Raw genomic sequence first — 19,583 nt, forward strand, 5'->3', positions numbered from 1 at the left:
AGGCTCGGGCCGCGATCGGACGATCTTTTGATCTGCGTAAATAAGAAATATTTCCAGCCACAACCCTTTACACATAATGCGAAAGATTTGCATTATGTCGCAGTTTTGCGCACCCCCAGCGCGAGTCCACTCAACTATCGAAGCAGGATGTTCGCCATGATTCGTATGCCTCTGGCTACCGCCAGTCTGCTGGCCATCGCTATTTCCCTCGCCGGTTGCGGCGAAGGCAAAGACAAGGCCGCCGCTCCGGCCGCACCGACGCCAGCCGCCAGCACCACCGCACCTGCGGCTGCTCCTGCCGCTGCCGGTAAAGTCGACGAAGCCACCGCCAAGGCTGTGGTCGCGCACTATGCCGACATGGTCTTCGCCGTCTACAGCGATGCCGAATCCACCGCGAAAACCCTGCAGACCGCCGTCGACGCTTTCCTCGCCAAGCCGAACGCCGACACCCTGAAAGCCGCCAAGGCTGCCTGGGTCGCCGCGCGCGTTCCGTACCTGCAAAGTGAAGTGTTCCGCTTCGGCAACACCATCATCGACGATTGGGAAGGTCAGGTTAACGCCTGGCCGCTGGACGAGGGTCTGATCGACTACGTCGACAAATCCTACGAGCACGCACTGGGTAACCCGGGCGCCACCGCCAACATCATCGCCAACACCGAAGTTCAGGTCGGCGAAGACAAGGTCGACGTCAAAGACATCACCCCGGAAAAACTCGCCAGCCTCAACGAGCTGGGCGGTTCCGAAGCCAACGTCGCCACCGGCTACCACGCCATCGAATTCCTGCTCTGGGGCCAGGATCTGAACGGCACCGGCCCTGGCGCTGGCAACCGTCCGGCCTCCGACTACCTGGAAGGCGCCGGCGCTACTGGCGGTCACAACGATCGTCGCCGTGCCTACCTGAAGTCCGTGACCCAACTGCTGGTCAGCGACCTCGAAGAAATGGTCGGCAACTGGAAGCCGAACGTGGCTGACAACTACCGCGCCACCCTGGAAGCCGAGCCGGGCGAAAGCGGTCTGCGCAAAATGCTCTTCGGCATGGGCAGCCTGTCGCTGGGCGAACTGGCGGGCGAGCGCATGAAGGTGTCCCTGGAAGCCAACTCCCCTGAAGACGAGCAGGACTGCTTCAGCGACAACACGCACAACTCGCACTTCTACGATGCCAAAGGCATTCGTAACGTTTACCTGGGCGAGTACACCCGTGTTGACGGCAGCAAAATGACCGGCGCCAGCCTGTCGTCGCTGGTGGCCAAGGCTGACCCGGCTGCCGACACTGCACTGAAAGCCGATCTGGCTGCCACTGAAGCGAAGATCCAGGTCATGGTCGATCACGCCAACAAGGGTGAGCACTACGACCAGTTGATCGCTGCCGGCAACACCGCTGGCAACCAGATCGTTCGCGACGCCATCGCCTCGCTGGTCAAGCAGACCGGTTCGATCGAAGCCGCTGCCGGTAAACTGGGCATCAGTGACCTGAACCCGGACAACGCTGATCACGAGTTCTGATCAACCGCGTCTGCGTCAAAAAGGCGACCTTCGGGTCGCCTTTTTCATGTCTGCCGTACACGGCCCTTTGTAGGAGTGAGCCTGCTCGCGATAGCGGAGTGTCAGTTGACGAATTAGTGTCTGATGCACCGCTATCGCGAGCAGGCTCACTCCTACAGGGGTTTTGCATTGCTCTTCAGATTTGCGCTGTATCAAGCAAACGATAATTCCTCTTATTCAATCATCCCGGCCCTGTTAGACTTTGCGCCTTTATTTTTGCCCGTCCGCAGGATGTCTGATGCCCTCGCTGCCTCTTCGCTTGTCCGCACTGTTGCTGGCCCTGGGCCTGAGTGCCTGCGATGACGCCCCGCGTTTCACCAAGGCCGAGCCCGGTGAAGCCCGTTCGGGCGGTGCAGCGACCGTGCGCAAGACTGATCAGAATGCGTTCTCTTTGCCTTCGGCGAATCTGCCACCGTCGCGGCGGGTGGATTTCAGTGTCGGCAACAGCTTCTTTCGCAGTCCGTGGGTGATTGCGCCGTCGACCACTACCGCACGCGATGGTCTCGGCCCGCTGTTCAACACCAACGCCTGCCAGAACTGCCACATCAAAGACGGTCGCGGCCATCCGCCAACGCCGGATGCCGCCAACGCGGTGTCGATGCTGGTCAGGCTGTCGATCCCTGATGCGCCGCAATTCGCCAAGCTCATCGAGCAGGTCGGCGTAGTGCCGGAGCCGGTCTACGGCGGCCAGTTCCAGGACATGGCCGTGCCCGGCGTCGCCCCGGAAGGCAAGGTGCGCGTCGATTACACACCCGTGCCCGTGCGTTTCAAAGACGGCACCGAAGTCGAACTGCGCAAACCGGTGTTGCAGATCACCCAGCTCGGCTACGGCCCGATGCACCCGGACACGCGTTTTTCCGCCCGCGTCGCGCCGCCGATGATTGGCCTGGGCCTGCTCGAAGCGATCCCCGAAGAAGCCATCCTTGCCAACGCCGCCGCACAGGCAAAAGACAAAAACGGTATCAATGGCCGCCCCAATCAGGTCTGGGATGACGCCTTGCAGAAGACCGTCATGGGCAGATTTGGCTGGAAAGCCGGGCAACCGAACCTCAATCAACAGAATGTTCACGCGTTTTCGGGTGATATGGGTCTTACGACGAGTTTGAGACCCTTTGATGATTGCACCGACGCGCAAACTGCCTGCAAACACGCGCCGAACGGCAATGGGCCGGATGGCGAACCGGAAGTCAGCGACAACATCCTGCGTCTGGTGTTGTTCTACAGCCGCAACCTCGCCGTGCCTGCACGCCGTGGCATCAACGATGCAGAAGTGCTGGCCGGCAAGAACCTGTTTTTCCAGGCTGGCTGCGATTCCTGCCACACGCCGAAATACACCACCGCCGCCAACGCGGCCGAACCTGAACTGGCCAATCAAGTGATTCGCCCGTACAGCGATCTGCTGCTGCATGACATGGGCGACGGTCTGGCCGACCACCGCACGGAATTCCAGGCCTCCGGCCGCGACTGGCGCACGCCGCCGTTGTGGGGGATTGGCCTGACGCAAGCGGTCAGCGGCCACACACAGTTTTTGCATGACGGTCGCGCGCGCAATCTGCTCGAAGCGGTGCTCTGGCACGGCGGCGAGGCAAAAGCGGCGCAGCAACAGGTTTTGTCTTTCAATGCCGAGCAGCGTGCCGCGCTGCTGGCGTTTTTGAACTCACTTTAAACACTGATAAAAGAATCGGGAGCCCGACATGTTCCGTCCCAAGCTACTGTTCACCAGCCTTGCCGCGCTCGCCCTCGGCGCCTGCTCACCGCAGGATCCACAAGCGGTCACCTCGGCAGCCATCGCCAAATCGGTGATCCTGCCGACCTACACCCGCTGGGTCGAGGCCGACAAGCAACTGGCGGTCAGCGCCCTCGCCTACTGCCAGGGCAAAGAAACCCTGGAAACCGCCCGCGCCGACTTCCTCCACGCACAGAAAGCCTGGGCCGAGCTGCAACCGCTGCTGATCGGTCCATTGGCCGAGGGCAACCGTTCGTGGCAGGTGCAGTTCTGGCCGGACAAGAAGAACCTCGTCGGCCGTCAGGTCGAGCAATTGGTCGTCGCGCAGCCGCAGATCGATGCCGCTGCACTGGCCAAATCCAGCGTTGTCGTTCAGGGTCTGTCGGCCTACGAATACATCCTGTTCGACGCCAAGCCTGACGTGGCCAACGCCGAGCAGAAAGCCAAGTACTGCCCGCTGCTGATCGCCATCGGCGAACGTCAGAAGCAACTGGCCGAAGAGATTCTGCAGAACTGGAACAACACCGACGGCATGCTCGCGCAGATGACCAAGTTCCCCAACCAGCGCTACGCCGACTCCCACGAAGCGATCGCTGATCTGCTGCGTGTGCAAGTCACCGCGCTAGACACCCTGAAGAAAAAACTCGGCACGCCAATGGGCCGCCAGAGCAAGGGCGTGCCACAGCCGTTCCAGGCCGATGCATGGCGCAGCCAGTCTTCGCTGACCGCACTGGAAGCCAGCCTCGCAGCGGCCAAAACCGTCTGGGAAGGCGTCGACAACAAAGGTCTGCGCGGTCTGTTGCCAACTGAGCAAAAGCCTTTGGCCGACAAGATCGATGCCGCTTACGCCGCGTCGCTGAAGCTGTTCGACAGCACCCAGCGTTCGCTCGGCGAAATGCTTGAAGACGACGCTGGTCGTCAGCAACTCAACGACATCTACGACAGCCTCAACGTCGTCCATCGCCTGCACGAAGGCGAACTGGCCAAGGCGCTGGGCATCCAACTGGGCTTCAACGCCAACGACGGTGACTGATGAGGGCAAGTGCCATGCTGCGACGTCAGGTTCTGACTTTAGGTAGTGCACTGCTGGGAGCAGTGACGCTGGGCGGCTGGACGCTGTTCAAACGCAAGGATCAGAGCCCGCTGTTGCTGTCGGCGCGCGACGACACTGACGGCAAGCATTACGCCGTCGGTTATCGGCTCGATGGCACGCGGGTGTTCGCCACCGAAGTCGGCCAGCGTTGCCACGACATCATCAACCACCCGACGCAGCCAATCGCGCTGTTTGTCGCCCGTCGTCCGGGCACCGAGAGTTACCTGATCGACCTGCGTGACGGTAAGTTGCTGCAGACCGTGACCTCGCAGCCGAACCGGCATTTCTACGGGCATGCCGTGGTGCACAAGGACGGCGAATACCTGTACGCCACCGAGAACGACACGACCGATCCTGGCCGTGGTTTGCTCGGTGTGTACAAGTTCGAAGGCGAACGACTGGTGCACAGCGGCGAGATTTCCACCCACGGCCTCGGCCCGCATCAGGTGTCGTGGATGCCCGACGGCGAGACGCTGGTGGTGGCCAATGGCGGGATTCGTACCGAGGCGGAAAGCCGCGTCGACATGAACCTCAACGCCATGGAGCCAAGTCTGGTCTTGATGCAACGTGACGGCACTTTGCTGAGCAAGGAAACCCTCGCCCAGCAGATGAACAGCGTGCGCCATCTGGGCATCGCCAGTGACGGCACCATCGTCGCCGGTCAGCAATTCATGGGCGCCTCGCATGAGCGCTCGGAACTGTTGGCGATCAAGCGTCCGGGGCAGCCGTTCGTGGCGTTCCCGGTGCCGGATCATCAGTTGCAGTCGATGGGGCACTACACCGCCAGCGTCGCGGTACACAGTGAATTGCGTCTGGTCGCCCTGACAGCGCCGCGCGGCAACCGTTTCTTTATCTGGGATCTGGACAGTGGCGAAGTACGCCTCGATGCGCCGCTGCCCGATTGCGCCGGTGTCGGTGCGGTGAAGGACGGTTTTGTCGTGACCTCCGGGCAAGGACGTTGCCGGTACTACGATTGCCGTCAGGATGAGCTGCTGGCCAAGCCGCTGGAATTGCCGGCGGGGCTCTGGGACAACCATCTGCATCTGATGGCATAAGCGTGCGCTTCATCTGCTGACATCACCTTGAGGGTGAGGAGGTTTTCATCCCCCTTACCCTTTTCATTACCTGTAATAACTGCCAGTTGGAATCCCCCCTGTACTCGGAGTAATGTGCCCGCCTGTCTCACCTGATTTATCCAAGGAACTGGAAATATGCTGCGTCGCCGCATGCTGATCATGTTGGGTGTTGTTTTGCTGATCGTCCTGGTGCTGGGCGGGTACAAAGCCTTTTCGATCTACACGATGATCCAGGGCTTCTCCAAGCCGAAACCGCCGATCAGCGTCGCCGTGGCCAACGCCAGCGAACAGCCGTGGCAGCTGCGCCTGCCGACCGTCGGCACGCTCAAGGCGCTGCAAGGTGTCGAGCTGAGCCTGGAAGTGGCCGGCACCGTCACCGAACTCAAGTTCGAATCCGGACAGAAGGTCAAGGCCGGGCAACCGCTGCTGCAACTCGACAGTGGCGTCGAAACCGCCCTGTTGGAGACCGCCAAGGCTGATCTGGGTCTGGCGCAGCTGGACTTCGGCCGTGGCAGCCAACTGATCGACAGTCGCGCCATTTCCAAAGGTGAATACGACCGGCTCTCGGCGGTTCTGCAAAAGGAGCGAGCCACGGTCAATCAGCTCAACGCAGCGCTGGCGAAAAAGCGCATTCTCGCGCCGTTCAGCGGCACCATCGGCATCCGCCAGGTCGACATTGGCGACTACCTCGCCAGCGGCACCAAAATCGCGACCCTGCAGGATTTGAGCAGCCTCTACGCCGACTTCTACCTGCCCGAACAATCGATCCCGAAACTGGCCATCGGCCAACCGGTGCAAATCGCGGTCGCCGCGTATCCCGGGCAAAACTTCGCCGGCAAGATCAGCGCAATCAACCCGATCGTTGAAAGCACCACGCGCAATATTCTGATCCGCGCCACGCTGGCCAACCCTGACGGCAAATTGTTGCCGGGCATGTTTACCAGCCTTGAAGTGCTGCTGCCCGATCCGCAAAAACACGTCGTGGTACCGGAAAGCGCGATCACCTACACCCTCTACGGCAACTCGATCTACGTGGTCGGGCAGAAGAAAGCCGCGGACGGCAGCGTCGAAAAGGATGACAAGGGCCAACCGGTGCTGATCGCCGAACGCCGCTTCATCGAAACCGGTGAACGCCGCGATGGCCTGGTGATGATCAACAAGGGCGTGCAGAGCGGCGAACAAGTGGTGACGGCCGGCCAGATCAAACTGGACAACGGCGCGCACATTGCCATCAGCGACGACAAGACCCTCGGCGAGCAGAACAGTCCGCCGCGCGCCGACTGATCAAGGAATCCCCATGGCTTTTACTGATCCGTTCATCCGCCGCCCGGTGCTCGCCACCGTGGTCAGCCTGTTGATTGTGTTGCTCGGCTTTCAGGCCTGGAGCAAGTTGCCGCTGCGCCAATACCCGCAAATGGAAAACGCCCTGATCACGGTGACCACCGCTTACCCCGGGGCCAACGCCGAAACCATTCAGGGCTACATCACCCAGCCGATGCAGCAGAGTCTGGCCAGTGCCGAGGGCATCGACTACATGACCTCGGTCAGCCGGCAGAACTTCTCGGTGATCTCGATCTACGCGCGCATCGGCTCCAACACCGACCGCTTGTTCACCGAGCTGCTGGCCAAGGCCAACGAGGTGAAGAACAAGCTGCCACAGGACGCCGAAGACCCGGTGTTGAGCAAAGAGTCCGCCGACGCCTCGGCGCTGATGTACATCAGCTTCTTCAGCAAGGATCTGAGCAACCCGCAGATCACCGATTACCTGTCACGGGTGATCCAGCCAAAACTGGCAACCCTGCCGGGCATGGCCGAAGCGGAAATCCTCGGCAATCAGGTGTTCGCCATGCGCCTGTGGCTCGACCCGGTGAAGCTCGCCGGTTTCGGCCTCAGCGCCGCCGATGTGACCAACGCCGTGCGCCAGTACAACTTCCTCTCCGCCGCCGGCGAAGTGAAAGGCCAGTACGTGGTCACCAGCATCAACGCCAACACTGAACTGAAATCCGCTGAGGCCTTTGCGGCGATTCCGCTCAAGGTCAGTGGCGACAGCCGCGTGCTGCTCAGCGATGTCGCGCGGGTGGAAATGGGCGCGGAAAACTACGACTCGATCAGCTCGTTCGGCGGCACGCCGTCGGTGTACATCGGCATCAAGGCGACACCCGGCGCCAACCCGCTGGACGTGATCAAGGAAGTGCGCAAGCTGATGCCCGAGCTGGAAGCGCAACTGCCGCCGAACCTGAAAAGCGAGATCGCTTACGACGCCACGCTGTTTATTCAGGCCTCGATCGATGAAGTGGTGAAAACCCTGTTCGAGGCGGTGCTGATCGTCATCGTCGTGGTGTTCCTGTTCCTCGGCGCACTGCGCTCGGTGGTGATCCCGGTGGTGACCATTCCGCTGTCGATGATTGGCGTGATGTTCTTCATGCAGATGATGGGCTACTCGATGAACCTGCTGACGCTGCTGGCGATGGTGCTCGCCATCGGTCTGGTGGTCGACGATGCGATTGTCGTGGTGGAGAACATTCACCGGCACATCGAGGAAGGCAAGACGCCGTTTGATGCAGCGCTGGAAGGCGCGCGAGAAATCGCCATGCCGGTGGTCTCGATGACCATCACCCTGGCGGCGGTGTATGCGCCGATCGGTTTTCTCACCGGGCTGACCGGGGCGTTGTTCAAGGAGTTTGCCCTGACCCTGGCCGGCGCAGTGGTGATCTCCGGCATCGTCGCCCTGACCCTGTCGCCGATGATGTGCGCATTTTTGCTGCGTCACGAGGAAAACCCCAGTGGCCTGGCGCATCGGCTCGACCGTGTTTTCGAAGGTCTCAAGCGCCGCTATCAGAGCATGCTGCACGGCACGCTGAACACACGGCCGGTAGTGCTGGTGTTCGCCGTGATCGTGTTGTGCCTGATCCCGGTGTTCCTCAAGTTCACCAAATCGGAACTGGCCCCGGACGAAGACCAGGGCATCATTTTCATGATGGCCAACGCACCGCAGCCGACCAACCTTGATTACCTGAGCACCTACACCGACGAATTCATCAAGATCTTCAAGGAATTCCCGGAGTACTACTCCTCGTTCCAGATCAACGGCTACAACGGCGTGCAGGCAGGCATCGGCGGCTTCCTGCTCAAACCGTGGAACGAACGCAGCCGCACGCAGATGCAGATTCTCCCCGAAGTGCAGGGCAAACTGGGCGCCATCCCGGGTCTGCAGATCTTCGGTTTCAACCTGCCCTCCTTGCCCGGCACCGGTGAAGGCTTGCCGTTCGAGTTTGTGGTCAACACCGCCAACGATTACGAACTGCTGCTGCAAGTCGCCGACCGGATCAAGAAACGCGCGATGGAATCCGGCAAGTTCGCCTTCGTCGACCTTGATCTGGCGTTCGACAAACCCGAGGTTGTGGTCGATATCGACCGCGCCAAAGCGGCGCAGATGGGCGTGTCGATGCAGGACCTCGGTGGCACGCTGGCGACGCTGCTCGGTGAGGCGGAAATCAACCGGTTCACCATCGAAGGGCGCAGTTACAAGGTGATCGCTCAAGTCGAACGGCCGTACCGCGACAACCCGGACTGGCTGAACAATTACTACGTGAAGAACACCCAGGGTGAGCTGCTGCCACTGTCGACGCTGATCAAGGTCAGCGACCGCGCGCGACCGCGCCAGCTCAACCAGTTCCAGCAACTCAACGCGGCGAAGATTTCCGGTTTCCCGTTGGTCAGCATGGGCGAAGCCATCGACACCGTATTGCAGATTGCCCGCGAAGAAGCGCCGGCCGGGTTTGCCTTCGACTATGGCGGCGCCTCACGCCAGTTTGTGCAGGAAGGCAGTGCCCTGTGGGTAACCTTCGCGCTGGCGCTGGCGATTATCTTTCTGGTGCTGGCGGCGCAGTTCGAGAGTTTCCGCGATCCGCTGGTGATTCTGGTGACGGTGCCGTTGTCGATCTGCGGAGCGTTGATCCCGCTGTTCCTCGGCTGGTCGAGCATGAACATCTACACCCAGGTCGGGTTGGTGACGCTGATCGGGCTGATCAGTAAACACGGGATTCTGATCGTCGAATTCGCCAACCAGTTGCGCAAGGACAAAGGCCTGACGGCGCGTGAAGCCGTTGAGGAAGCGGCGGCGATTCGCTTGCGGCCGGTGCTGATGACCACGGCGGCGATGGTGTTTGGCATGGTGCCGTTGATTCTCGCCACGGGGGCGGGGGCGGTGAGCCGTTTTGATATCGGCATGGTGATTGCCACGGGGATGTCGATCGGCACGTTGTTTACGCTGTTTGTCTTGCCGTGTGTTTACACCCTGCTGGCGAAACCTGATCCCAAACCAACCGCATAACCCCCTGTAGGAGTGAGCCTGCTCGCGATAGCGGTGGATCAGTCGCCTTAAATACTGACTGACACACCGCTATCGCGAGCAGGCTCACTCCTACAAGGGATCTGTGTCGTCTCGGGCATAAAAAAAAGGCCTCGCATCTGCGAGGCCTTTTATGTGGGCTTCAATCGGTTCAACTCTGCGGCCTCATCCCTTGAGAAAGTCCGAACATGAACAGCAATAAATCATGATCGGGTCTGGTCGCCACGGAGGCTTTCGCCACCCGTGGGACTGCGCAGTGGGCGTCGTCTACGGACGCGCCAACCACCTGCATGCGGGGCTGCTCCCAGGCAGCCACCGCCAATGACGCAACTGCCAAGGCTCCAACCAAAAACAAACCTCGTGCAATTTCTAGTTTCATCGCTATAAACCTTTGATAGCGCTGCCAAACGCCGTCTCATAAAAGTAGACGAGTTTTTTCCAGTCCGCGTCGCGGAACGACGAATGGCGGCGCAATTGCTTCATGTCGTGGGAAGCGGCGCGATAGGCGGTCAGACGCTGGCGGCACTTCTCCAGATCGATCAAGGCAACCTCGACCTTGGCCGACTCGCCCTCGCCCGTCACCCGCACAAACACGTGTTTGATGTAAATGCAGCTGTGCTGCCAACGGCCCTTGTGCATGCGCGCCAGGTTCTCGGCGAGGTCCTTGAGCACACGCTCGTAAACCCCATCGCCACACTGATCGCGACCGCCGGCAGCCGCCAGCCAATGTTCCAGTTCCTGGAAACCGTCCAGGGACTTGGTCACCAGCAGCGCGCGCCATTTGTGCTGCGGATCAGGCTGGGCGCCGCAGAAAACGATTTCTGGCACGCGCACACCGAGCTTGCTCACGCCGGTCAGCGCGTCGAGCTCACGCAGAACAGTGGGACGGCCAAAAGGGTGCAACCAACTGCGATAGATATGACCGGTCTGGCGCTTGGCATACAGCAGTTGACCATCGCGCCCCACGACCCTTTGCACGCCACTTTCGCCACCGCGTCGAACGTTGGGTTCTTCCACCCACTCGCCACGCTGGTTCCAGTAAAAGTCAAAGCGATCTTGCGGAGCGACATCCGTTTCTGCTGCCAATTGCACTGCCATCCTGTTACCTCTTGCGTAATACGTAAACCCGCCACATGGCGTAGAGCGGAATAAAGTCCAGTTGTTCCTGAATCCGAAAACCTGCTTCCTCGAATTCCTTTTCCACCGTAGCGGCCGGTAACACAAAGCGATTCTGATACTCGCGTTTGTCACGGTTGCGCTCGGCTCGCTGGCGTTTCCAGGCTTTGAAATTGCCATCAACCCACAGCGAAACGATCACACTGTCCCGGGTAACGCGCTCGAATTCGCGCAGAATCGCCCGGCGATGCTCGGCTTCACCGATGTGGTGGAGCAGACGCATGCAGAAAATGCTGTCGACGGCGTTGTCAGGCAAGGCAATGTCGAAGGCAGATGTGTGCAAGGGTTGTACCCGTTTCACCACATCGGCCGGTTGCGACTGCATAGCCGTCTTGATCATCGACTCGGAATTGTCCGCGCCGATAATCACCCGGTTGGCCTTTTCGCCCAACAAGGGCCAGAAACGCCCGGCACCGCAAGGCAGATCCAGCACCAGTCCCGGCTCACCCACCGACGCCAGCGCCTTGCGGGCCATCTGTTCGTCACGCCAGTGGGAGAGACGACGTCCAAGGCTTTCTTTGTGCTTGCGCAGGTATTTCTGCGCATGTTGATCGTCGTACTTCTCGGAAAAATCGAGTTTGATCGGACCGGCCATCACCTGGACTCCTGAATTGCTGATGTCACCACCTTAAAGAGCGGCGTGTCAGCGTCAGGTCATCCGTTTGTGAAAAAAATGTCCGGTAAACAGACAAATTATTACAGCGTTATACAGGATTCAGACAGGTTAGAGGGAGTAGCCTTGCGCCACCCCCTGCGTCAGATTTTGCCCAGATCCACCTCGAAGCGGCAGCCATTGGGCTCCATCGTGCTCAAACTGACGGTCCAGCCCTGGTTCTCGCAGATCCGCTGCACCAGCGACAATCCCAGTCCCAGACCTTCGCCACGCTTTTCGCTGCCACGTACGAAAGGCTCGAACATGGCTTCGCGTTTTTCTTCCGGAATGCCGACACCGGAGTCCTCCACCACGAAACCGCTGCCGTTGAGCGTCAGGCGAATAAAGCCCTTCTCGGTGTAGTGGCAAGCGTTGCGCAACAGGTTGCCCATCACCGCGGTCAGCAAGGTCGCGTTGTAGCACGTGTGCGGCGGATTCCCCGGTTCGAACTGCAAGGTCAACCCTTTGCTTTCGATCGGCTCACGCCACACGCACAACAGGCTGTCCGCAACTTGAGCGAGATTCTGTTGCGGCGCCGAGCCGGCATCTTCGCGCTGGGAGCGGGCGAGCATCAGGAAGGTCTGCACCAGTTCGCGCATTTCCTCACTGGCTCGCGCAATGCGCTCGACCTGATTACGCCCGCGCTGATCGATGGCCGGGTTTTCCATCAGCAGCTCGCAGGAGCTGGCCAGCACCATCAATGGCGTGCGCAACTCGTGACTGACGTCGCTGGTGAACAATCTTTCACGGGTCAGCGCCTGACGCAGACGTCCCAGCGTGGCATCGAACGCCACCGCCAGTTCGCCGACTTCGTCTGCCGCATAATCCGGCGCCAGCGGCGGTGCCAGTCCGAGTAACTGGTCGCGATGGCGCACTTGTCGGGCCAGCCGCACCACCGGCGCCATCACCTTGCGTGCGAGTACCCAACCGAGGAATACCGCCAGGGCCAGGCTGAGCACGAAGCCCACCAGCACCACGGCAAACAGTACCCGCTCGCGCTCTTCGAAATCGCTTTGATCCTGCAGCAGCACATAACGCCGACCGTCGACGATCTCGACCATCGCGTGATACGAGAGTTGCTCGCGGAACACTTCATGGAAACCCGCATCGAGGTGACGCAAGTCCTTGGGCAGCTCGAAATCACCCGGCCCGCCGCTGAAATAGAACAATTGGTCCGGTTCCGGGCGGTGGCTCCAGTCCGAAACATTGTCCATGAGCAAAAGGCGCTGCAGGTCGCCGCCCAGCCCGGCCGAAATCAACTTCTCTTCCACAAGGTGCACGGTCGCAACAATGCCCATGGCAAACGCGCCGGCCACCAGTGCGCTCATCAGCGCAAAAGCGATGATGATCCGCTGGGAAAGGCTTTGCTTAAACTCCATCGCGGCCCTCGGCCAAGCGATAACCGACGCCATGCACGGTGTGCAGCAGTGGTTTGGCGAACGGTTTGTCAATCACCTGACGCAATTGGTGTACGTGGCTGCGCAGGCTGTCGCTGTCCGGGCAATCATCACCCCACAGCGCCTCCTCAAGAATTTCCCGACGCAAGACATGCGGGCTCTTCTGCATCAACACCGCCAGCAACTTCAGGCCGACCGGGTTGAGCTTGAGAAACTTGCCTTCACGGGTCACTTCCAGTGTATCGAGGTCATAGCTCAGATCTCCGACCTGCAACGCCCGGCGTCCGCCACCCTGGGTACGCCGCATCACCGCTTCGACGCGCGCGGCCAGTTCCGACAGGGCGAACGGTTTGACCAGATAATCGTCAGCCCCGGACTTGAACCCCTGCAGACGATCATCGAGCTGATCACGAGCGGTGAGCATGATCACCGGCGTGTCACGACGGGCGTCTTCACGCAGGCGTTTGCACAGGGTGTAGCCATCGATGCCGGGCAGCATGATGTCGAGCACGATCAGGTCGTAATGCTCGGTGGCGGCCAGATGCAGGCCTGACAGACCGTCTTGGGCGCAATCGACGGTATAGCCTTTGAGCCCCAGGTAATCGGCCAGATTGGCGAGGATATCGCGGTTGTCTTCAACCAATAGAATTCGCATGGGCACTCCTCCGTACACAGTAACGGCCGTCATGGCTCGCGCAGCTTAAGGCCATCGCCAGCTCAGGGCTAGGGCTGAAAACTTCGTAAATCAACTCTCTCAGGCAAATTCAAAGCTTAACGAGTTTTTCACTATTGGTTCACAACCTGACTACAGTGACAACGCGAGACTCTCGCGCCATTAGATATAAGGAATGTAGACAATGGACTTTTTCAAGACGGCGCCCATGCGCCTTCTGCTGTTGGTCACTGGCGTCTGGCTGGTGCTGTTCTTCCTGACTCGAACCGTCCTGCTGCTGACTCACCTTGATGAGGCCGGCGGCATTGCGCTTTCCGTGTTCGGCATCGGTCTTTTGTATGACCTGGGTTTCCTCGCCTATGCCGCGCTGCCGATGGGCCTGTACCTGCTGCTCTGCCCGCCAGCGCTGTGGCGTCGCCGTGGCCATCGCTGGTTTCTGCAAGGGCTGCTGACCGTCAGCCTGTTCGCCATGCTGTTCGTCTCGGTGGCCGAGTGGCTGTTCTGGGACGAGTTCGGTGTGCGCTTCAACTTCATCGCCGTCGACTATCTGGTGTATTCCGACGAAGTGCTGAACAACGTGCTGGAGTCGTATCCGATCGGTACGCTGTTGAGCATTCTGGCGCTGCTGGCCATTGCTATCAGTTTTGCCCTGCGCAAGCCGTTCAACTCTGCGCTGGACGCTCCGCTGCCGCCGTTACGTGGACGTCTGCTCAATGCATTGGCGTTGCTGGTGGTCGCCGGCCTGAGCCTGCAACTGCTCAGCCAGGATGCGCCGCGTGCGCAGGGCGGCAACGCCTATCAGAACGAACTGGCAAGCAATGGCCCATATCAGTTCTTCGCCGCGTTCCGGAACAACGAACTGGACTACACGCAGTTTTACGGCAGCCTGGCGCCGGAAAAAGTCGCCCAGCAGATTCGTGCCGAACTGAATGAACCCAACGCGCAGTTCATCGGCAAGGACCCGCAGGACATCCGCCGGATGATCGACAACCCCGGCACCCCACGCAAACCGAACATCGTGCTGGTAACCATCGAAAGCCTCAGCGCCAAGTACCTGGGCAGCAATGGCGACGAGCGTAACCTGACACCGAATCTGGATGCCTTGCGCAAACAGAGCTTGTACTTCAACAACTTCTACGCCACCGGTACCCGTACCGACCGCGGCCTGGAAGCCATCACCCTGGCCATTCCACCGACCCCGGGCCGTTCGATCGTCAAACGCATCGGTCGTGAAAGCGGTTTCGCCAGCCTCGGTCAGCAACTCAGCGCGGTGGGCTACGACAGCGTGTTTGTCTATGGCGGGCGCGGCTACTTCGACAACATGAACGCGTTTTTCAGTGGCAATGGTTACCGCGTGGTCGATCAGAGCAGCGTTGACGAAGCCGAGATTCATTTCAAGAACGCCTGGGGCATGGCCGACGAGGACCTGTACAAACAGACCCTGAAACTGGCCGATGCTGACTATGCCAAGCAGCAACCGTTTCTGTTGCAGTTGATGACCACCTCCAACCATCGCCCCTACACCTATCCGGACGACCGGATCGACATCAAATCCGGTAACGGTCGTGATGGCGCGGTGAAATACACCGACTACGCGATTGGCCAGTTCCTTGAGCAGGCGCGGCAGAAACCGTGGTTCGACAACACGATCTTCATCTTCGTCGCCGACCACACGGCCGGTAGCGCCGGTAAAGAAGACTTGCCGATCACCAACTATCAAATCCCACTGTTTATCTATGCGCCGAAACTGGTCGAGCCGCGTGAAAGTGGCCAACTGGCCAGCCAGATCGATCTTGCGCCGACGCTGCTGGGCCTGTTGAACATGGATTACCAATCGACGTTCTTCGGTCGCAACCTGTTGCAGGATAACCCGCTGCCACCACGTGTGGTGGTCGGCAACTACCAGCATCTGGGCCTGTTCGACGGCAAGGATCTGGCGATCCTCAGCCCGCGTCAGGGCTTGCGTCGGCATGACGATGCGCTGACCGAGAGCCGCGAATCCCGAGCGACCAGTGATGATCCACTGATCAGCCGCGCGATCACTTATTACCAAACCGCCAGTTATGGCTTCAAGCAACAGCTGCTTGCCTGGAAAGCACCCAAGGAGGGTGCTCCACAAGTCAGCGAACGTTAATCGAAGCGCCCCGGGCTGATGCCCCGGGGCGTTTTCTTTTATTCAGGAACCAACATGTCATCAACTGTTGTACGCCCCACTCCTCGCCCGATGAATCTGTGGCTTTATCTGGGCATTCCCGTCGTTGCAGCGCTCACGCTGGTCCTGCTGGAAATGACTGATCTGGACATGGTGCTGGCGCGGTTGTTCTATGACCCGGTGGCCGGCGACTTCATTGGCCGCCACAGTTTTTTCCTTGAAGACATCCTGCACGATCGCGCCAAACAGGTGGTGATCGGCTTCTCGGTGTTTGCGGTACTGGGCTTTATCGGCTCGTTTTTTATCGCAAGACTGAAGCCATTCAAGCGTGAACTGGGCTGCCTGGTGCTGTCGCTGGGCCTGGCGACCTCGTTCGTCACTCCGGTCAAAGCCGTGACTGCGGTGCAATGCCCTTGGAGCCTGGAACAATTCGGCGGCCATGAAACCTACAGCAAACTGATGGAGCATCGCCCGCAGACCGACAAGCCAGGCCGTTGCTGGCCGGGTGGTCATGCGGCGACGGGGTTCACTCTTTTTGCGCTGTTTTTTGTCTTGCGTGATCGCCGTCCACGCCTGGCCCGTCAGGCGTTTATCTTTGCCTTCGCACTGGGTTCGGTGTTTTCGATCAGCCGGATGATGCAGGGTGCGCACTTCTTCTCGCACAACGTATGGACGGCGATTTTCTGCTGGCTGATTTGTCTGGGGTCGTATTACTGGGTGCTGTATCGCCCGGCGGTGAAAACCGCGGCCGTGGTCAAGGCGCAACCCATCAGCGCCTGAAATATAGATCCGATTGTGGGAGCGAGCCTGCTCGCGAATGCGCTGTGTCATTCAACATTAATGCTGGCTGATCCGTCCCCTTCGCGAGCAGGCTCGCTCCCACAGGGGTTTGGGGGTGACGCTGATATTTGGGCAATAAAAAACCCCGCTGACTTTCGCCAGCGGGGTTTTGCGTTACAGGGGCAAGGCTGGCTTACATCATGCCGCCCATGCCACCCATGCCGCCCATGTCTGGCATGCCGCCGCCAGCGCCGCCGTCTTTCTTCGGCGCGTCAGCTACTGCCGCTTCGGTGGTCAGGATCAGACCGCCGATCGACGATGCCGCTTGCAGAGCGGAACGAGTCACCTTGGTTGGGTCCAGGATGCCCATTTCGATCATGTCGCCGTATTCGCCAGTTGCAGCGTTGTAACCGAAGTTACCTTTGCCGTTCTTGACTTCGTTGACCACAACGCTTGGCTCGTCGCCGCTGTTGGCAGCGATCTGACGCAGCGGCGCTTCAACAGCGCGGCGCAGAACAGCGATACCGACGTCCTGATCAGCGTTGTCGCCTTTCAGGTCGTTCAGGGTTTGCAGAGCACGGATCAGCGCAACGCCACCGCCAGGTACCACGCCTTCTTCAACGGCTGCACGGGTTGCGTGCAGGGCATCTTCAACGCGGGCTTTCTTCTCTTTCATTTCAACTTCGGAACCAGCGCCAACCTTGATCACTGCAACGCCGCCGGACAGCTTGGCCAGACGCTCTTGCAGTTTTTCACGGTCGTAGTCCGAGGAAGTTTCAGCTGCCTGGGCACGGATCTGAGTGATACGCGCCTGGATGTCAGCTTCTACGCCAGCACCGTCAACGATGATGGTGTTTTCCTTGGAGATGGTCACACGCTTGGCGCTACCGAGGTTTTCCAGGGTAGCGGCTTCCAGGCTCAGGCCGATCTCTTCGGAGATAACGGTACCGCCGGTCAGAACAGCGATGTCCTGCAGCATGGCCTTGCGACGGTCGCCGAAGCCTGGCGCCTTGACGGCGGCGACTTTAACGATGCCACGCATGTTGTTCACAACCAGAGTCGCCAGGGCTTCGCCTTCAACGTCTTCGGAAACGATCAGCAGTGGACGGCCGGCTTTGGCAACGGCTTCCAGCACTGGCAGCATTTCGCGGATGTTCGAGATCTTTTTGTCGACCAGCAGGATCAGCGGGCTGTCCAGCTCGGCAACCATGGTCTCTGGCTTGTTGACGAAGTACGGGGACAGGTAACCACGGTCGAACTGCATGCCTTCAACAACCGACAGTTCGTTTTCCAGGCCAGTGCCTTCTTCAACGGTGATCACGCCTTCTTTACCGACTTTTTCCATGGCTTCGGCAATGATGTCGCCGATGGAGCTGTCGGAGTTGGCCGAGATGGTGCCGACCTGAGCGATTGCCTTGGTGTCAGCGCATGGCTTGGACAGGTTCTTCAGCTCTTTGACGATCGCGATGGTCGCTTTGTCGATACCACGCTTCAGGTCCATCGGGTTCATGCCGGCAGCGACGGCTTTCAGGCCTTCGTTGACGATCGACTGAGCCAGAACGGTAGCGGTGGTAGTACCGTCACCAGCGTCATCGTTGGCACGGGAGGCAACGTCTTTGACCAGCTGCGCGCCCATGTTTTCGAAGCGATCTTCGAGTTCGATTTCTTTGGCGACGGAAACGCCGTCCTTGGTGATGGTCGGAGCGCCGAAGCTCTTCTCGATGATCACGTTACGGCCTTTCGGGCCCAGGGTCGCTTTTACTGCGTCAGCCAGGACGTTGACGCCCTTGAGCATTTTTTTACGGGCGGAATCGCCAAACAGAACTTCTTTAGCAGCCATGATCGATATTCCTTAAATACTTTGTAGTAGCGGGAAAATGAACGGGGGTATCAGCCTTCGATAACAGCGAGGATTTCGTTCTCGCTCATTACCAGCAGGTCTTCGCCGTCGACTTTCACTGTGTTGCTGCCGGAGTAAGGACCGAACACAACCTTGTCGCCTTCTTTAACGGACAGTGCGCGCACTTCGCCGTTTTCCAGAGCTTTGCCCGGGCCTACAGCGAGAATCACACCGTGGTTGGCTTTTTCAGCAGCCGAACCTGGCAGGACGATACCGCCAGCGGTTTTCTTTTCTTCTTCGCTGCGACGGATTACGACGCGGTCATGCAGAGGACGAAGCTTCATTGTCGATCTCTCCTAATTGTGGTTTTCATCGGCCGGTGTAGTCCCGGCGGGTTTAACAAATCCGGCCTGCGCCGGTTGCGGTTCGTCGAACGAACCGCGGAAGACTGACTGGCTCAAATGCCAGAAACCTTTCGGTGACCGATACATAAGGGCGCATAAGCTTATTACAAGGGCGAGCCCAGAAAATTTTTCACTCTGGAGGCCCATAAATGAACACGGCACCCGAAGGTGCCGTGTGGCTAACGCAGTTACTTGCTGTCGCGGTGTTCGAACTCGCCTTCGATCACATCACCCTCGCGGCCCAGAGGCTGACGCGGTGCAGGACCGCCACGGGGCTGCAGGTCGTCGGCGAACGCACGCTGACGCATGGCCTGTTCTTCGGCGCGCTGACGCATTTTGTTCGCCAGCAACCGGCGGCTGAATGGCAGCAGCATGACCAGACCGACCACATCGCTGATGAAGCCCGGCAGGATCAACAGGCCGCCGGCCAACGCCAGCATCAGCCCTTCAAGCATGGTTTGCGCGGGCAGTTCGCCGCGGTTCAGGCTTTCACGGGCACGCAGGGCGGTGGCCAGACCGGCGACGCGCAGCACAAAAACACCGAACATCGAGCCGAGAATGATCAGCAGCAGGGCCGGGAAAAACCCGATTGAGCCTGCCACTTTGACGAATACGAACAGCTCCAGCACTGGAAACAGCAGAAAGAGCAACAGAAAAGGGCGCATCAAAGTTTCCTCAACGCAAGAAATGCCTTGCAGTAAGCCTTAGATGACGTCGCCCT

Annotated in this window: 16 protein-coding genes; 8 read left to right on the top strand and 8 right to left on the bottom strand. The window is 59.6% G+C overall.

All coding sequences use genetic code 11. The features are described 5' to 3' along the window. The first annotated feature begins 156 nt into the window (after nucleotides 1-156). From AC5SEM_RS19540 to AC5SEM_RS19565, 6 genes are all read left to right on the top strand, one after another. Nucleotides 157-1,503 (top strand): imelysin family protein, encoded by a 1,347-nt coding sequence (locus tag AC5SEM_RS19540; protein ID WP_495471079.1) that lies wholly within the window; start codon nucleotides 157-159, stop codon nucleotides 1,501-1,503. A gap of 277 nt (nucleotides 1,504-1,780) precedes the next feature. Further along, nucleotides 1,781-3,208 carry a di-heme oxidoreductase family protein gene (locus AC5SEM_RS19545; protein ID WP_495471080.1) on the top strand — a complete coding sequence of 476 codons (1,428 nt, stop codon included), beginning with the start codon at nucleotides 1,781-1,783 and terminating at the stop codon, nucleotides 3,206-3,208. A gap of 28 nt (nucleotides 3,209-3,236) precedes the next feature. Then, the gene (locus AC5SEM_RS19550) at nucleotides 3,237-4,301 is read left to right on the top strand and encodes an imelysin family protein (RefSeq protein ID WP_077574348.1); all 1,065 of its coding nucleotides are present in this window, start codon (nucleotides 3,237-3,239) and stop codon (nucleotides 4,299-4,301) included. Between the two features lie 14 nt (nucleotides 4,302-4,315). Beyond that, nucleotides 4,316-5,416: a DUF1513 domain-containing protein gene (locus AC5SEM_RS19555; protein WP_340134880.1), complete on the top strand. Its 1,101-nt coding sequence runs from the start codon at nucleotides 4,316-4,318 to the stop codon at nucleotides 5,414-5,416. Between the two features lie 156 nt (nucleotides 5,417-5,572). Beyond that, nucleotides 5,573-6,721 carry an efflux RND transporter periplasmic adaptor subunit gene (locus AC5SEM_RS19560; protein WP_495471081.1) on the top strand — a complete coding sequence of 383 codons (1,149 nt, stop codon included), beginning with the start codon at nucleotides 5,573-5,575 and terminating at the stop codon, nucleotides 6,719-6,721. 13 nt (nucleotides 6,722-6,734) lie between these two features. Then, complete coding sequence (locus AC5SEM_RS19565) at nucleotides 6,735-9,770, top strand: multidrug efflux RND transporter permease subunit (RefSeq protein WP_495471082.1); 3,036 nt, start codon at nucleotides 6,735-6,737, stop codon at nucleotides 9,768-9,770. Between the two features lie 169 nt (nucleotides 9,771-9,939). Here the strand turns inward: AC5SEM_RS19565 and AC5SEM_RS19570 are convergent, their stop codons facing one another. The 5 genes from AC5SEM_RS19570 to colR all read right to left on the bottom strand — a co-directional run bounded on the left by AC5SEM_RS19570 (nucleotide 9,940) and on the right by colR (nucleotide 13,668). Next, nucleotides 9,940-10,167 carry a hypothetical protein gene (locus AC5SEM_RS19570; RefSeq protein WP_495471083.1) on the bottom strand — a complete coding sequence of 76 codons (228 nt, stop codon included), beginning with the start codon at nucleotides 10,165-10,167 and terminating at the stop codon, nucleotides 9,940-9,942. A 2-nt stretch (nucleotides 10,168-10,169) separates the two neighbouring features. Beyond that, nucleotides 10,170-10,886: a lipopolysaccharide kinase InaA family protein gene (locus tag AC5SEM_RS19575; protein WP_077574352.1), complete on the bottom strand. Its 717-nt coding sequence runs from the start codon at nucleotides 10,884-10,886 to the stop codon at nucleotides 10,170-10,172. A 4-nt stretch (nucleotides 10,887-10,890) separates the two neighbouring features. Next, a complete protein-coding gene (locus AC5SEM_RS19580; RefSeq protein ID WP_016986675.1) occupies nucleotides 10,891-11,559 on the bottom strand; it encodes a class I SAM-dependent methyltransferase in 669 nt (222 codons plus the stop codon). Between the two features lie 161 nt (nucleotides 11,560-11,720). Further along, on the bottom strand, nucleotides 11,721-12,995 hold the full coding sequence (locus AC5SEM_RS19585; RefSeq protein ID WP_077574353.1) for a sensor histidine kinase: 1,275 nt from the start codon (nucleotides 12,993-12,995) through the stop codon (nucleotides 11,721-11,723). After that, on the bottom strand, nucleotides 12,985-13,668 hold the full coding sequence (colR, locus tag AC5SEM_RS19590) for a two-component system response regulator ColR (RefSeq protein WP_016986673.1): 684 nt from the start codon (nucleotides 13,666-13,668) through the stop codon (nucleotides 12,985-12,987). Before colR ends, AC5SEM_RS19585 begins: the two co-directional genes overlap by 11 nt. Nucleotides 13,669-13,870: 202 nt before the next feature. Between colR and AC5SEM_RS19595 the strand changes: the two genes are divergently transcribed. Together AC5SEM_RS19595 and AC5SEM_RS19600 are read left to right on the top strand one after the other, a co-directional pair. Continuing rightward, the gene (locus tag AC5SEM_RS19595; RefSeq protein ID WP_495471084.1) at nucleotides 13,871-15,820 is read left to right on the top strand and encodes an LTA synthase family protein; all 1,950 of its coding nucleotides are present in this window, start codon (nucleotides 13,871-13,873) and stop codon (nucleotides 15,818-15,820) included. Nucleotides 15,821-15,874: 54 nt separating this feature from the next. Then, the gene (locus AC5SEM_RS19600; protein ID WP_495471085.1) at nucleotides 15,875-16,618 is read left to right on the top strand and encodes a phosphatase PAP2 family protein; all 744 of its coding nucleotides are present in this window, start codon (nucleotides 15,875-15,877) and stop codon (nucleotides 16,616-16,618) included. Between the two features lie 193 nt (nucleotides 16,619-16,811). Here AC5SEM_RS19600 and groL read toward each other — a convergent pair whose 3' ends face one another. The 3 genes from groL to AC5SEM_RS19615 all read right to left on the bottom strand — a co-directional run bounded on the left by groL (nucleotide 16,812) and on the right by AC5SEM_RS19615 (nucleotide 19,527). Next, nucleotides 16,812-18,458 (bottom strand): chaperonin GroEL, encoded by a 1,647-nt coding sequence (gene groL, locus AC5SEM_RS19605; protein WP_016986670.1) that lies wholly within the window; start codon nucleotides 18,456-18,458, stop codon nucleotides 16,812-16,814. A 50-nt stretch (nucleotides 18,459-18,508) separates the two neighbouring features. Continuing rightward, nucleotides 18,509-18,802 carry a co-chaperone GroES gene (locus AC5SEM_RS19610; RefSeq protein ID WP_007916610.1) on the bottom strand — a complete coding sequence of 98 codons (294 nt, stop codon included), beginning with the start codon at nucleotides 18,800-18,802 and terminating at the stop codon, nucleotides 18,509-18,511. A 248-nt stretch (nucleotides 18,803-19,050) separates the two neighbouring features. Continuing rightward, nucleotides 19,051-19,527, bottom strand: a complete 477-nt coding sequence (locus AC5SEM_RS19615; protein WP_077574356.1) for an FxsA family protein — start codon at nucleotides 19,525-19,527, stop codon at nucleotides 19,051-19,053. Nucleotides 19,528-19,583: the final 56 nt, after the last annotated feature.

Source organism: Pseudomonas sp. CH61 (assembly GCF_059429415.1).